The 15,305-nt window shown below is 47.6% G+C and carries 7 protein-coding genes, 6 tRNA genes, 3 rRNA genes and 1 pseudogene; all 17 read right to left on the bottom strand.

Annotation, left to right across the window (positions count from 1 at the left end; genetic code table 11):
• Nucleotides 1–4,101, bottom strand: coding sequence for a DNA-directed RNA polymerase subunit beta (gene rpoB / locus AOB49_RS01385; protein WP_062307025.1), 4,101 nt, complete (start codon nucleotides 4,099–4,101; stop codon nucleotides 1–3).
• Nucleotides 4,102–4,328: 227 nt separating this feature from the next.
• Entirely contained in the window at nucleotides 4,329–4,706 is a 378-nt protein-coding gene (rplL, locus tag AOB49_RS01380; protein ID WP_062307023.1) for a 50S ribosomal protein L7/L12, read from the bottom strand.
• A gap of 159 nt (nucleotides 4,707–4,865) precedes the next feature.
• Nucleotides 4,866–5,381 (bottom strand): annotated as a pseudogene (gene rplJ / locus AOB49_RS01375) (50S ribosomal protein L10); the annotation flags it as partial.
• Between the two features lie 248 nt (nucleotides 5,382–5,629).
• Nucleotides 5,630–6,331 carry a 50S ribosomal protein L1 gene (rplA, locus tag AOB49_RS01370; protein ID WP_062307018.1) on the bottom strand — a complete coding sequence of 234 codons (702 nt, stop codon included), beginning with the start codon at nucleotides 6,329–6,331 and terminating at the stop codon, nucleotides 5,630–5,632.
• Between the two features lie 2 nt (nucleotides 6,332–6,333).
• Nucleotides 6,334–6,765: a 50S ribosomal protein L11 gene (gene rplK, locus AOB49_RS01365; RefSeq protein ID WP_011901890.1), complete on the bottom strand. Its 432-nt coding sequence runs from the start codon at nucleotides 6,763–6,765 to the stop codon at nucleotides 6,334–6,336.
• A gap of 154 nt (nucleotides 6,766–6,919) precedes the next feature.
• Entirely contained in the window at nucleotides 6,920–7,492 is a 573-nt protein-coding gene (gene nusG / locus AOB49_RS01360) for a transcription termination/antitermination protein NusG (protein WP_062307015.1), read from the bottom strand.
• Nucleotides 7,493–7,502: 10 nt separating this feature from the next.
• On the bottom strand, nucleotides 7,503–7,880 hold the full coding sequence (secE, locus tag AOB49_RS01355; protein WP_062307013.1) for a preprotein translocase subunit SecE: 378 nt from the start codon (nucleotides 7,878–7,880) through the stop codon (nucleotides 7,503–7,505).
• A 20-nt stretch (nucleotides 7,881–7,900) separates the two neighbouring features.
• Nucleotides 7,901–7,976: transfer RNA gene (locus tag AOB49_RS01350), tRNA-Trp, on the bottom strand.
• A gap of 12 nt (nucleotides 7,977–7,988) precedes the next feature.
• Nucleotides 7,989–9,179, bottom strand: coding sequence for an elongation factor Tu (tuf, locus tag AOB49_RS01345; RefSeq protein ID WP_062307010.1), 1,191 nt, complete (start codon nucleotides 9,177–9,179; stop codon nucleotides 7,989–7,991).
• 63 nt (nucleotides 9,180–9,242) lie between these two features.
• Nucleotides 9,243–9,317, bottom strand: a tRNA-Thr gene (locus AOB49_RS01340).
• Between the two features lie 22 nt (nucleotides 9,318–9,339).
• Nucleotides 9,340–9,414 (bottom strand) — tRNA-Gly (locus tag AOB49_RS01335).
• Nucleotides 9,415–9,491: 77 nt separating this feature from the next.
• Nucleotides 9,492–9,576 (bottom strand) — tRNA-Tyr (locus AOB49_RS01330).
• 103 nt (nucleotides 9,577–9,679) lie between these two features.
• Nucleotides 9,680–9,793: ribosomal RNA gene (rrf, locus tag AOB49_RS01325) — 5S ribosomal RNA — on the bottom strand.
• 109 nt (nucleotides 9,794–9,902) lie between these two features.
• Nucleotides 9,903–12,776, bottom strand: a 23S ribosomal RNA gene (locus AOB49_RS01320).
• 267 nt (nucleotides 12,777–13,043) lie between these two features.
• Nucleotides 13,044–13,119 (bottom strand) — tRNA-Ala (locus AOB49_RS01315).
• A gap of 30 nt (nucleotides 13,120–13,149) precedes the next feature.
• Nucleotides 13,150–13,226, bottom strand: a tRNA-Ile gene (locus AOB49_RS01310).
• 58 nt (nucleotides 13,227–13,284) lie between these two features.
• Nucleotides 13,285–14,817 (bottom strand): 16S ribosomal RNA (locus tag AOB49_RS01305).
• The 16S, 23S and 5S rRNA genes sit together here with 5 tRNA genes alongside, the layout of an rRNA operon.
• Between the last annotated feature and the right edge of the window lie 488 nt (nucleotides 14,818–15,305).

The raw sequence follows: 15,305 nt of genomic DNA, 5'->3' as shown, positions 1-15,305 counted from the left end.
TCAGTTGCGCTCCATGTCAATGTCAATACCCAACGAGCGGATTTCTTTTACCAACACGTTGAAGGATTCGGGCATGCCAGCATCAATTGTGTGCTCGCCCTTGACGATGTTTTCGTAAACCTTGGTACGGCCTGCGACGTCATCGGACTTCACTGTCAGCATTTCCTGCAAGACATATGAAGCACCGTATGCTTCGAGGGCCCAAACTTCCATCTCACCAAAGCGCTGACCACCAAACTGTGCTTTACCGCCCAGTGGCTGCTGCGTTACTAACGAGTAAGGTCCGGTTGAACGTGCGTGCATCTTGTCATCGACCAAATGGTGGAGCTTCAAGACGTGCATTACGCCAACAGTTACTGGACGCTCAAACTGATCACCAGTACGGCCATCGCACAAAATCATTTGCTGACGTGAAGGCGTCATCTTCAAAGAAGTAGCTACTTCTTCTGGATAAGCCAACTCGAGCATGCGACCAATTTCAGCCTCTGTGGCACCATCAAAGACTGGAGTTGCGAATGGCAAGCCTTGGCGTAAATTCTCGGCCAATTCTGTGATCTGCTCATCAGTAAAATTGTCGATGTCTTCAATGCGACCAGTTTCGTTATAAAGCTGCTTCATGAACTTACGGAGTTCAGCTTGTTTAGCCTGTTGACGAACCATCTCATCAATACGCTTACCAATACCTTGAGCCGCCCAACCTAAGTGGGTTTCTAAGATCTGCCCTACGTTCATACGAGAAGGAACACCCAACGGGTTCAAGACGATGTCAACAGGGCGTCCGTCAGCCATAAATGGCATATCTTCCGCAGGAGCGATTTTAGAAACCACACCTTTGTTACCGTGACGACCGGCCATCTTGTCACCAGGCTGCAAGCGACGCTTCACTGCCAAATACACCTTAACCATCTTTGTTACGCCAGGCTGCAAATCATCGCCCTGGGTAAGCTTAGTGCGCTTCTCTTCGAAAGCCTCATCAAACTGCTTACGCTTCGCCTCAATAGAAGATTTGATTGCTTCAACTTGTGAGGCAACTTCATCATCTGCTGGACGAACATCAAACCAATGGTATTTGTCTAAGTCAGCAAGGTATTCCTTGTCGATCTTGGTGCCTTTAGCCAATTTCTTAGGGCCGCCATTAGCAACTTTGCCAATCAACAGCTTTTCTAAACGCATGAAGGCATCGCCCTCAACAATACGCAACTGGTCGTTTAAATCCAAACGATAGCGCTGTAGTTCTTCTTGAATAATCGATTGCGCACGTGCATCGCGCTCAATACCTTCACGAGTGAAGACTTGAACATCGATAACTGTACCGATCATCCCAGATGGAACGCGTAAAGAAGTATCTTTAACATCAGATGCTTTTTCACCGAAGATCGCGCGGAGGAGTTTTTCTTCTGGAGTGAGAGTAGTCTCGCCCTTTGGAGTTACCTTACCAACCAATACGTCACCGGCTTCAACTTCAGCACCGATGTAAACAATACCGCTCTCATCCAAACGGGAGAGTTGTGACTCAGCCAAGTTGGAGATATCGCGTGTAATTTCTTCTGAACCAAGCTTGGTATCACGAGCAACAACCGACAACTCCTCAATATGAATAGAGGTATAGCGGTCATCTGCAACAACTTTCTCAGAGATCAAGATGGAATCTTCGAAGTTGTAACCGTTCCATGGCATAAATGCCACAGTCATGTTTTGACCCAAGGCCAATTCACCCAAATCTGTAGATGCTCCGTCAGCAACTACGTCGCCACGGGCTACACGATCACCAGCCTGAACGATTGGACGTTGGTTGATGTTGGTATTTTGGTTTGAACGGGTGTACTTGATGAGGTTATAAATATCCACACCAACTTCACCAGCCGCTGTTTCGTCATCGTTTACACGAATAACCACACGGTTTGCGTCAACATAGTCAACGATACCGCCGCGGGAAGCCAAAATAACAGTGCCTGAGTCAACCGCAACAATGCGCTCTAAACCGGTACCAACTAATGGCTTATCTGGACGTAAGCAGGGAACCGCTTGACGTTGCATATTCGCACCCATCAACGCACGGTTCGCATCATCATGCTCCAAGAACGGAACCAATGAAGCAGCGGCAGAAACAATCTGGCTAGGAGCAACGTCGATGAAATCGATGCGCTCTGGGCTAACCATCATGGTCTCACCAGCTTGACGCGCTGAAACCAATTCGTCAGCTAACTTGCCGCTCTTGTCGATCGTTGCATTTGCCTGAGCAATAACGTATTTCGCCTCTTCAATTGCAGAGAGGTAAACAACTTCGTCGCTTACTTTGCTATTGGAAACTTTACGATATGGTGTCTCTAGGAAACCATGCTCATTCAAACGCGCAAACAACGCGAGTGAGTTGATCAGACCAATGTTTGGTCCTTCTGGGGTTTCAATTGGACAAACACGACCGTAGTGAGTTGGATGCACGTCGCGCACTTCGAAGCCTGCGCGCTCGCGTGTCAAACCACCGGGTCCCAATGCAGAAATACGACGCTTGTGCGTGATCTCTGACAATGGGTTTGTTTGGTCCATAAACTGGGACAACTGTGAAGAACCAAAGAACTCACGAATCGCCGAAGAGATTGGCTTGCTGTTAATCAAATCATGCGGCATGAGGTTTTCAGTTTCGGCTTGGCCGAGACGTTCTTTAACCGCACGCTCAACCCGTGACAAACCGGCACGGAATTGATTCTCCGCCAACTCACCAACGCAACGTACACGACGATTACCCAAGTGATCGATATCGTCTACTTCACCTTTACCGTTACGCAAGTCAACCAAAGACTTAATGGTGTCGAGAATATCTTCATTCGACAAAACCATTGGGCCTTCCATCTCTGAACGACCAAGACGGCTATTTACTTTCATGCGACCAACGCGAGATAAATCGTAGCTATCTTCGTTATAGAACAAGCGTTGGAATAAAGCTTCAACGGCGTCTTCTGTTGGAGGCTCGCCAGGACGCATCATGCGATAGATAGCAATACGAGCTGCCATTTGATCGGCAGTTTCGTCAGTACGCAATGTCTGAGAAATATACGCACCTGAATCTAAATCATTGGTATAGATGGTTTCCAATTGCTTGATGCCTGCATCGCGCAATGTAGCCAACAACTCTTCAGTGATTTCATCATTAGCGTAAGCCAATATTTCACCGGAATCCGGATCAATGATGTTACGTGCAACTACGCGACCAATTAAGTAGTCGTCAGGAACAACGATGTTCTTAGTCTTGGCGGCCTCGAGCTCACGAATATGTTTTGCGTTAATACGCTTGTCTTTTTGAATGACCACAACGCCATTCTTATCAAGCACATCAAAGCTAGCCAACTGACCACGCAAACGCTCTGGTACAAACTCCATTGATGCGCCATTTGCGCTCAATGCAAAGTGATCAAAGTTAAAGAAGTTTGCAAGAATCTGTTCGTTGTTTAAACCAATTGCTTTGAGCAAAATGGTGACAGGCATCTTACGACGACGGTCAACGCGGAAATACAGAATATCTTTTGGATCAAACTCGAAATCAAGCCATGAACCACGGTAAGGAATGATGCGTGCTGAGAACAGCAACTTACCCGAACTATGTGTCTTGCCCTTATCGTGCTCAAAGAACACGCCTGGGGAACGGTGCAACTGAGAAACAATAACGCGCTCAGTACCGTTGATTACAAAAGAGCCGTTATCTGTCATGAGTGGAATTTCACCCATATAGACTTCACTCTCTTTTACCTCTTTAACCTTAGTAGGCGCTTCGCGATCATAAATAATCAAGCGAACTTTTGCGCGTAAGGCCGAATGGTATGTGTAACCACGTTGCTGACACTCTTTAACGTCAAACGGTGGTTGTGACAACTGATACGACACATATTCCATACGTGCGTAGCCGTTGTTAGACACAATTGGGAATGCTGATGTAAAGGCAGCTTGAAGTCCCTCAGTTAGACGAGACATTGCCGGCTTATCAGCCTGTAAAAATTTAGCGTAGGATTCCAGCTGCGTTGCGATCAGGTATGGAACCTGGTGATTATTTACTCGCTTAGCAAAGCTTTTACGGACTCGCTTGCGTTCGGTGAAGCTATAGTTCATTTCATCTCCGAATTCAGCGACTGTACAAAGATTTGGCGGTTGGCCACTACCAACCACTGGCGGACAACACTAAATCAGATAGACTTAGTGTCCGACCAAACTTGCATTCTGCAGTCGTATCAGAAGGCAAACCCGATTTCAATCAGAAATGAAATCGGGTTTGACCACTAATGGTCAAACCCAACAGGGCTAGCACCCCTTTTTGAGGAGCGCTAACTAAGTTTGTATTACTTGAGTTCTGCTTTAGCGCCAGCTTCTTCAAGCTTCTTCTTAGCTTCTTCAGCAGTTTTCTTGTCAACAGCTTCTTTGATTGGCTTCGGTGCGCCATCAACCAAGTCCTTAGCTTCCTTCAAGCCAAGACCAGTAATTTCGCGAACTGCCTTAATTACTGAAACCTTGTTTGCGCCAGCTTCGAGCAAGTTAACAGTGAATTCTGTTTGCTCTGCGCCGCCAGCATCGCCACCACCAGCACCAGCAGGACCAGCAACAGCCATCGCTGCAGCTGAAACGCCAAACTTCTCTTCGAACGCTTTAACTAAATCGTTCAAATCCATAACGGACATGCTACCTACTGCTTCAATGATTTCTTCTTTAGTAATCGCCATTTTTAGCTCCTAATACTTAAATAGTTAATCTGTCGCTTATTCAGCGGCAGGGGTTTCGTTTGCTTCTGTTCCAGCTTCTGGGGCTGCGGCTGCAGGCTCAGCGGCTGCCTCTGGAGCGGCGGCTTCAGCAACTACTTCTGCTGGGGCTGCTGCTTCAACTGCAGGTGCTGCTGCGGGAGCGGGTGCTCCAGCTGCCTTTTGTGCTGCTACTGCGCCCAATACGCGAGCCATCGCAGAAACTGGTGCCAACATCACACCTAACAACTGAGATAACAACTCGTCGCGGCTTGGAATTGTTGCCAAAGCTTTTACGCCCGCAACATCTAACAACTTGCCGTTATATAAGCCAGCTTTAATGACTAGCAGGTCTTGAGTCTTAGCAAAGTTCTGCAATACTTTTGCCGAAGCAATCGGATCAGCAGAAATGCCGTAGATCAAGGGGCCAACCATCGAATCAGCAAGAGGCTCAAACTGTGTGCCTTGTGCAGCACGGCGTGCCAATGTGTTCTTCAAAACACGAAGATATACACCTTGGTCACGTGCGCTAGCACGTAGCTTTGTCAACTGCTCTACTGGAATACCGCGGTATTCAGCGAGCACGACTGTTTGAGCTCCAGCCAATTGAGCGCCGACATCAGCAACAATCGCTTTTTTGTCTTGTACATTCAAAGGCACGGTTTAACTCCTAAAAAACCAACTGTTCCCAGTTGGGGTTACACACCAGCGTCTGATCATTTGTCACAAGAGTCTCTTGTGAAATCTTTTCAGGGTCGCCATCTGCGCTGGCCATTACTTTCGTAATAATTAAGAACTCATTTCTCAACAAGCAAATTCATCCACCAACGGTCTTTGATGTTCGACTCTCACTCAAAGAGCGGGAGTCGACCCAAAGTTCTTTTTGCTACAAGCGGTTTTATTTCTTTTTACTGAGCCGCTTGTATCGATGCTTGGTCTACACGTACGCCTGCACCCATGGTGCTGCTTACGGCAACCTTCTTTAAATAAACACCCTTAGATGCAGGCGGCTTAGCTTTGTTCAAAGCCTCAAGCAATGCCAGCAAATTAGATTTCAATGCAGCCGGCTCGAATGAACGACGACCAATACTTGCATGCACGATACCTGCTTTGTCGACACGAAACTGAACCTGACCAGCCTTAGCATTCTTAACTGCAGTTGCTACATCGGGCGTAACAGTTCCTACTTTTGGATTTGGCATCAAACCACGTGGGCCCAATACTTGGCCTAAAGTACCAACAATCTTCATTGTGTCTGGAGATGCGATCAACACATCAAAATCAATTTTGCCGCCTTTAATTTGCTCAGCAAGATCTTCCATGCCAACAATTTCAGCGCCAGCGGCTTTAGCTTGTTCAGCCTTCTCGCCTTGTGCAAAAACAGCCACACGAACATGCTTACCAGTACCAGCTGGGAGCACTACTGCGCCACGCACAACCTGGTCAGATTTCTTAGCATCAATACCCAACTGAACAGCTACGTCGATAGACTCATCGAACTTGGCAGTTGCACACTCTTTAACCAGATTCAATGCATCTTCCAATGCATAAAATTTGTTGCGGTCTACCTTAGATTCAATCGCTTTTAAACGTTTAGATAACTTAGTCATGATTAGAGGCCTTCCACTGTGATGCCCATGGAACGGGCGCTGCCGGCGATTGTTCTAACGGCTGCATCCATATCGGCCGCTGTCAAATCTGGCATTTTTGCTTTAGCAATTTCTTCTGCTTGAGCACGTGTAATTTTTCCTACCTTATCGGTATGAGGACGTGGTGATCCTTTTTCGATCTTTGCAGCCTTCTTAATCATGATGGTTGCTGGAGGAGTCTTCATGATGAATGTGAAGCTCTTGTCAGCAAACGCTGTAATCACGACTGGAATCGGAAGGCCAGGTTCCATGCTCTGAGTTTGAGCATTAAACGCCTTACAGAATTCCATAATATTGAGACCGCGTTGACCCAAAGCTGGTCCTACGGGTGGTGATGGATTTGCTTTACCTGCAGGAATCTGCAGCTTGATAAAGCCAATGATCTTCTTTGCCATTGATTGCTCCTAAAAGCGCGCCTAACCTCATTAGGGAAGACCGCTGTTGAGTAAACGCTTTGCTAGTTTTTGGCTTTCTAGCTCCGCTCCTCGGTTATTGCTAACCACTTGTACTGCTACTACTGCACAACAAAACCGGACTAAGTCCTTGTTTTTACATCTTTTCTACTTGGCCGAACTCCAGCTCAACTGGGGTACCGCGGCCAAAAATTGTAACAGAAACGCGCAATCTTGACTTCTCATAGTTGACTTCCTCAACGTTTCCGTTGAAGTCTGTGAATGGGCCTTCCTTAACACGAACCATCTCGCCCACCTCAAATAGAGTCTTAGGCTTAGGCTTGTCCACTCCAGCCTGCATCTGATCCATGATTTTGGTTACTTCAGCAGTTGAAATAGGGCTTGGGCGATTACGAACACCGCCCACGAAACCAGTTACTTTTGGCGTGTTTTTCACCAAATGCCAACTTTCATCCGTCATTTCCATCTCAATGAGGACATAGCCTGGGAAAAAACGGCGCTCGGAAACCGACTTAGCTCCGGATTTGATTTCAACAACCTCTTCAGATGGAACCAAAATACGGCCAAACTTTTCTGCCATGCCCGAACGAGCAATGCGCTCTTCCAAGCCTCGTTTTACGCTTTTTTCCATCCCGGAATAAGCATGAATGACATACCAGCGCATATTGCCAGCAGCTTGTGGATTTGAGGCCAATTCAGAATCAATCATTTTTTCTTACTCACTTCCAGCCTAAGAAGACTGAAAAAACTAGCCATTCAATTAATTTGTCTGCAACCCATAAAAAGATGGACATGATCAGAACAAAGCCAAATACGACTAGAGTCATTTGGGTTGTCTCTTTGCGAGTTGGCCAAACAACCTTTTTTACTTCATACCAAGAATCTTTTGCGTAATGGATAAAACGACGTCCATCAGGAGAAATCGCCACAATCAAAACTGCAACAGCAATTCCGCCTAACAAAACAGACATTCTGACTAACAAAGACTGGTCGACGAGCGTGTAGTAAAGAACTAACGCTGCAACGACAATGAGGGCAGCGAGTCCGGAGACCCAGCTGCTCTTTTCTTCAGAGTGACCTGCTGTTTGTTGAGACATATTACTTTCAGTTCAAATCGTGGCAGGGGCGGAGGGCATCGAACCCCCAACCTTTGGTTTTGGAGACCAACGCTCTGCCAATTGAGCTACACCCCTTTATTAAAACTATTAAGCCAAAATCTTTGCAACCACGCCGGCGCCAACAGTACGGCCACCTTCACGGATCGCAAAACGTAAACCTTCTTCCATCGCGATAGGAGCGATGAGTTTTACGGTAATTGTGACGTTATCACCTGGCATCACCATTTCTTTATCTTTTGGCAACTCGATTGAACCAGTAACGTCCGTTGTACGGAAGTAGAACTGTGGACGATAGTTGTTAAAGAATGGAGTATGACGACCACCTTCATCTTTACCCAAGATGTAAACCTCGGCTGTAAAGTGAGTATGTGGAGTGATCGAACCTGGCTTAGCCAATACTTGGCCGCGCTCAACTTCTTCACGTTTTGTACCGCGTAACAAGATACCAACGTTATCGCCTGCTTGACCTTGGTCGAGCAATTTGCGGAACATTTCAACACCAGTACAAGTGGTTTTGAGAGTTGGCTTAATACCAACGATTTCAATCTCTTCGCCAACCTTGATAATGCCGCGCTCGATACGACCAGTCACTACAGTACCGCGACCGGAGATAGAGAACACGTCTTCTACTGGCATCAAGAACGCGCCGTCAACAGCACGCTCTGGAGTTGGGATGTAAGTATCCAAAGCTTCAGCCAACTTCATGATGGCTTCTTTACCCAATGGGCCTTCGTCGCCTTCAAGAGCTAACTTAGCAGAACCTTGAATAATTGGTGTGTCATCGCCTGGGAAGTCATACTTAGACAGAAGCTCACGAACTTCCATTTCTACGAGCTCTAACAACTCAGGATCGTCAACCATGTCGCACTTGTTCAAGAATACGACGATGTAAGGAACGCCCACTTGGCGTGCCAAGAGGATGTGCTCACGAGTTTGTGGCATTGGGCCGTCAGCAGCGGAACAAACTAAAATTGCGCCGTCCATCTGAGCGGCACCAGTAATCATGTTCTTAACGTAGTCGGCGTGTCCTGGGCAATCAACGTGAGCGTAGTGACGGTTTGCAGTCTCGTACTCAACGTGTGCTGTATTAATCGTAATACCACGTGCTTTTTCTTCTGGAGCAGCATCGATCTGATCATATGCTTTTGCTTCGCCACCGAATGCTTTTGAAAGCACGGTAGCAATCGCTGCTGTCAATGTCGTTTTACCGTGGTCAACGTGACCGATTGTGCCAACGTTTACGTGCGGTTTTGTCCGCTCAAACTTTTCTTTTGCCATTTTTTGTCTGCCTTTAGTTAACTCTTAAACAACACACGAAATTAAAATTCTTACAACACAGCCTGGTGCCCATGGGCAGGATCGAACTGCCGACCTCTCCCTTACCAAGGGAGTGCTCTACCACTGAGCCACATGGGCCAAAATCTAGTACAACAAATTCTGGAGCGGGCGACAGGATTCGAACCTGCGACGAACAGCTTGGAAGGCTGACACTCTACCCCTGAGTTACGCCCGCATCGTTTCTTACAAAACACTGCGAAATAAATTCACTTAACTCGTACAAAAACTTAATACAAAAAAATTACATATTGCTGGTGGAGGGGGTAGGATTCGAACCTACGTAGGCGTAGCCAACAGATTTACAGTCTGCCTCCTTTAGCCGCTCGGACACCCCTCCGCGAACCCAATATTCTGACTCCAAATGGAGTTTATGTCAATCTCTAAACGCTTTGCACAAGTAAAAACGCCCAGACCTAATAGGGTCTGGGCGTCGCATTGGTGCCCGGCAGTTACCTACTTTCACACGGGTAATCCGCACTATCATCGGCGTAAAGTCGTTTCACTGTCCTGTTCGGGATGGGAAGGAGTGGTTCCAACTTGCTATGGTCACCGGGCGTAGAGGGTTGAGTTGTTGATTATTGATCAACAACTCTATTTGAGTAAGCATGTAATTAAGGATGCAAATTAAATCTGGCAAACATCCAACACAATAGTGCTGGTTATAGGATCAAGCCTAACGGGCAATTAGTATCGGTTAGCTTAACGCATTACTGCGCTTCCACACCCGACCTATCAACGTTGTGGTCTTCAACGACCCTTTATGTAGGTTAAACCTACGGGAGATCTCATCTTCAGGCAAGTTTCCCGCTTAGATGCTTTCAGCGGTTATCTCTTCCGTACATAGCTACCCTGCGATGCTTCTGGCGAAACAACAGGTACACCAGCGGTACGTCCACTCCGGTCCTCTCGTACTAGGAGCAGCCCCCGTCAAATCTCCAACGCCCATGGCAGATAGGGACCAAACTGTCTCACGACGTTTTAAACCCAGCTCACGTACCTCTTTAAATGGCGAACAGCCATACCCTTGGGACCGGCTACAGCCCCAGGATGAGATGAGCCGACATCGAGGTGCCAAACACCGCCGTCGATATGAACTCTTGGGCGGTATCAGCCTGTTATCCCCAGAGTACCTTTTATCCGTTGAGCGATGGCCCTTCCATACAGAACCACCGGATCACTATGACCTGCTTTCGCACCTGCTCGACTTGTCGGTCTCGCAGTTAAGCACGCTTTTGCCATTGCACTTTAGGTACGATGTCCGACCGTACCAAGCGTACCTTCGTACTCCTCCGTTACACTTTGGGAGGAGACCGCCCCAGTCAAACTGCCTACCATGCACTGTTCCCGACCCGGATAACGGGCCAAGGTTAGAACCTCAAACAAACCAGGGTGGTATTTCAAGGTTGGCTCCAGCGGAACTAGCATCCCGCTTTCAACGCCTCCCACCTATCCTACACAGACCGGTTCAAAGTCCAATGCAAAGCTACAGTAAAGGTTCATGGGGTCTTTCCGTCTAGCCACGGGTAGATTGCATCATCACAAACATTTCAACTTCGCTGAGTCTCAGGAGGAGACAGTGTGGCCATCGTTACGCCATTCGTGCAGGTCGGAACTTACCCGACAAGGAATTTCGCTACCTTAGGACCGTTATAGTTACGGCCGCCGTTTACTGGGACTTCAATCAAGAGCTTGCACCCCATCATTTAATCTTCCAGCACCGGGCAGGCGTCACACCCTATACGTCCACTTTCGTGTTTGCAGAGTGCTGTGTTTTTATTAAACAGTCGCAGCCACCTTTTTATTGCAACCCTTTCGTCCTCCCGTTGTACACGGTCAAACTACAAGGGCGCACCTTATCCCGAAGTTACGGTGCAAATTTGCCGAGTTCCTTCTCCTGAGTTCTCTCAAGCGCCTTAGAATACTCATCTCGCCCACCTGTGTCGGTTTGCGGTACGGTCTTGTTAGACTGAAGCTTAGAGGCTTTTCTTGGAACCACTTCCAATTGCTTCGCGAATAAATTCGCTCGTCTCACGCCCTTGAATTACGCTACCGGATTTACCTAATAGCCATCTCCAACGCAAGAACCGGGACATCCAACACCCGGACAACTTTCCGCGATCCGTCCCCCCATCGCATCTAACAATGGTCAAGGAATATTAACCTTGTTCCCATCAGCTACGCATCTCTGCCTCGCCTTAGGGGCCGACTCACCCTGTTCCGATGAACGTTGAACAGGAAACCTTGGGCTTACGGCGAGGGGGCTTTTCACCCCCTTTATCGCTACTCATGTCAGCATTCGCACTTCTGATACCTCCAGCATCCTTTACAAGACACCTTCACAGGCTTACAGAACGCTCTCCTACCATCACATTACTGTGATCCGCAGCTTCGGTTATATGCTTAGCCCCGTTACATCTTCCGCGCAGGACGACTCGATCAGTGAGCTATTACGCTTTCTTTAAAGGATGGCTGCTTCTAAGCCAACCTCCTGACTGTTTTAGCCTTCCCACTTCGTTTCCCACTTAGCATATATTAGGGACCTTAGCTGGCGGTCTGGGTTGTTTCCCTCTTGACACCGGACGTTAGCACCCGATGTCTGTCTCCCGTGCTTGCACTTGTAGGTATTCGGAGTTTGCTATGGCGCAGTAATCCGCAATGGACCCCACTACCATGACAGTGCTCTACCCCCTACAGTGATACACGAGGCACTACCTAAATAGTTTTCGGAGAGAACCAGCTATTTCCAGTTTTGTTTAGCCTTTCACCCCTATCCACAGCTCATCCCCTAACTTTTCAACGTTAGTGGGTTCGGTCCTCCAGTACGTGTTACCGCACCTTCAACCTGGCCATGGATAGATCAACTGGTTTCGGGTCTACACCCAGCAACTAGCGCCCTATTCGGACTCGCTTTCGCTACGCCTTCCCTATTCGGTTAAGCTTGCTACTGAATGTAAGTCGCTGACCCATTATACAAAAGGTACGCAGTCACCCCTTACGAGGCTCCTACTGTTTGTATGCACACAATTTCAGGATCTATTTCACTCCCCTCCCGGGGTTCTTTTCGCCTTTCCCTCACGGTACTTGTTCACTATCGGTCGATTACGAGTATTTAGCCTTGGAGGATGGTCCCCCCATATTCAGACAGGATTTCACGTGTCCCGCCCTACTTGTCTCTAGCCTAGTACCACCCAATAATTTTCACATACGGGACTATCACCCTTTATTGTTGGACTTTCCATTCCATTCTGTTAATTACTGAGCTATCACTAGAAGGCTGTTCCCATTTCGCTCGCCACTACTCTGGGAATCTCGGTTGATGTCTTTTCCTCTCGCTACTTAGATGTTTCAGTTCACGAGGTTCGCTTCTCATACCCTATGTATTCAGGTATGGATACCACAAAAGTGGTGGGTTTCCCCATTCAGAAATCCCCGGATCAAAGCTTATTTACCAGCTCCCCGGGGCTTATCGCAGGTTATAACGTCTTTCGTCGCCTGTAATCGCCAAGGCATCCATCATGTGCACTTATTCACTTGATCCTATAACGAGCACCATTGCTAGTACCTGTTACAGGTTTACTTCTACTTCTGACATGTTTGCCGTAATCCAAACTGTAAGTACTTGTTAAGAACTTTGTAAAACTCGTTTGATATTACTGATTGATGATTCAATCTTTACCCTTATTACATTGTCAAATGTCCTCTCAAAGAAACATTTGACACTTTGCTTACTCAAATTTTTAAAGAACAGCCATAAATGGCAAAACTAAACGATTAAATGTTCGCTTAGTTTTGACATTTAGATGATGGTGGAGGATGACGGGATCGAACCGACGACCCCCTGCTTGCAAAGCAGGTGCTCTCCCAGCTGAGCTAATCCCCCAACGTCCCACTAAGTCTTGTTTCTGGCTGGTGGTGGGTCTGGTAGGACTTGAACCTACGACCCCTGCGTTATCAACACAGTGCTCTAACCAGCTGAGCTACAGACCCGTGGCTTTTATTGTCAACCGATAAGTGTGGGCACTATAGCTCCAGCATCTTTCTCTAGAAAGGAGGTGATCCAGCCGCACCTTCCGATACGGCTACCTTGTTACGACTTTACCCCAGTCATGAACCCTGCCGTGGCAGTCGCCCTCCTTGCGGTTAGGCTAACGGCTTCTGGCAAAACCCACTCCCATGGTATGACGGGCGGTGTGTACAAGACCCGGGAACGTATTCACCGCGACATTCTGATCCGCGATTACTAGCGATTCCAGCTTCACGTAGTCGAGTTGCAGACTACGATCCGGACTACGATGCATTTTCTGAGATTAGCTCCCCCTCGCGGGTTGGCAACCCTCTGTATGCACCATTGTATGACGTGTGAAGCCCTACCCATAAGGGCCATGAGGACTTGACGTCATCCCCACCTTCCTCCGGTTTGTCACCGGCAGTCTCTTTAGAGTGCTCTTGCGTAGCAACTAAAGACAAGGGTTGCGCTCGTTGCGGGACTTAACCCAACATCTCACGACACGAGCTGACGACAGCCATGCAGCACCTGTGTTCACTTTCCCTTACGGGCACCTAATGTATCTCTACTTCGTTAGTGACATGTCAAGGGTAGGTAAGGTTTTTCGCGTTGCATCGAATTAATCCACATCATCCACCGCTTGTGCGGGTCCCCGTCAATTCCTTTGAGTTTTAATCTTGCGACCGTACTCCCCAGGCGGCTGACTTCACGCGTTAGCTACGTTACTCAGGATGTAAATCCCGAACAACTAGTCAGCATCGTTTAGGGCGTGGACTACCAGGGTATCTAATCCTGTTTGCTCCCCACGCTTTCGTGCATGAGCGTCAGTGTTATCCCAGGGGGCTGCCTTCGCCATTGGTATTCCTCCACATATCTACGCATTTCACTGCTACACGTGGAATTCTACCCCCCTCTGACACACTCTAGCTATACAGTCACAGGCGCCATTCCCAGGTTAAGCCCGGGGATTTCACGCCTGTCTTGTATAACCGCCTGCGCACGCTTTACGCCCAGTAATTCCGATTAACGCTCGCACCCTACGTATTACCGCGGCTGCTGGCACGTAGTTAGCCGGTGCTTATTCTTCAGGTACCGTCATTCCCGGACTGTGTTAGAGCCGGTGTTTCTTCCCTGACAAAAGAGCTTTACAACCCGAAGGCCTTCTTCACTCACGCGGCATTGCTGGATCAGGGTTTCCCCCATTGTCCAAAATTCCCCACTGCTGCCTCCCGTAGGAGTCTGGGCCGTGTCTCAGTCCCAGTGTGGCTGATCGTCCTCTCAGACCAGCTACTGATCGTCGCCTTGGTGGGCTTTTACCCCACCAACAAGCTAATCAGGCATCGGCCGCTCTAATCGCGCGAGGTCTTTCGATCCCCCGCTTTCCCCCTCAGGGCGTATGCGGTATTAGCACAGCTTTCGCTGCGTTATCCCCCACGATAAGGTACGTTCCGATGTATTACTCACCCGTTCGCCACTCGCCACCAGGTGCAAGCACCCGTGCTGCCGTTCGACTTGCATGTGTAAGGCATGCCGCCAGCGTTCAATCTGAGCCAGGATCAAACTCTTCAGTTCAATTCCTGTGATCCTTGCGGATCGTCGCACTCATTCAAGAAATTGACTTGGTAATAAAACCAAATCTTTTTACTGTCTATGAGTACTATTTATTTACATCTGTCCCGAAGGACTGGATGCTTTCACTTAGTACCCACAATTATCGGTTGACTAATTTTTAAAGAGGGCTGACTTGTTTCGTATTTCTTAAAAACATTCAGCAGAGAGGTGAGACTATATCCCACCTATTTGGGTCTGTCAACACCTTTCGTAGTCTTTTTCCTTAAAAAAACGATATTTTTTCTGTCAGAGAAAATAAATCCTTTTAAAACAATGAGATAAGTATTGAAAATAAATTCAACTTTTTTTCAAAAAAACTAGGTTTTTTGTATAACTAGGCCAAGAAAGAGGGCTTAAATAAGACTCTTCCCTACATATTTTCATCATTTTTCTTTTGTTTTCTTAACCTAGGGAAAACCCTGTGAAAATTCATAATTTCTGCTAATATA

It is taken from the genome of Polynucleobacter sinensis, assembly GCF_001595985.1.
GTDB lineage: Bacteria > Pseudomonadota > Gammaproteobacteria > Burkholderiales > Burkholderiaceae > Polynucleobacter > Polynucleobacter sinensis.
This window is presented reverse-complemented; position numbering and strand designations above follow the sequence as displayed.

What these genes read in the sequence shown, in the direction of transcription:
- rplK (WP_011901890.1), bottom strand. Translation starts at nt 6,765, where the DNA reads ATGGCAAAGAAGATCATTGGCTTTATCAAGCTGCAGATTCCTGCAGGT.
- secE (WP_062307013.1), bottom strand. Translation starts at nt 7,880, where the DNA reads ATGTCTCAACAAACAGCAGGTCACTCTGAAGAAAAGAGCAGCTGGGTC.
- rplL (WP_062307023.1), bottom strand. Translation starts at nt 4,706, where the DNA reads ATGGCGATTACTAAAGAAGAAATCATTGAAGCAGTAGGTAGCATGTCC.
- nusG (WP_062307015.1), bottom strand. Translation starts at nt 7,492, where the DNA reads ATGATTGATTCTGAATTGGCCTCAAATCCACAAGCTGCTGGCAATATG.
- tuf (WP_062307010.1), bottom strand. Translation starts at nt 9,179, where the DNA reads ATGGCAAAAGAAAAGTTTGAGCGGACAAAACCGCACGTAAACGTTGGC.
- rplA (WP_062307018.1), bottom strand. Translation starts at nt 6,331, where the DNA reads ATGACTAAGTTATCTAAACGTTTAAAAGCGATTGAATCTAAGGTAGAC.
- rpoB (WP_062307025.1), bottom strand. Translation starts at nt 4,101, where the DNA reads ATGAACTATAGCTTCACCGAACGCAAGCGAGTCCGTAAAAGCTTTGCT.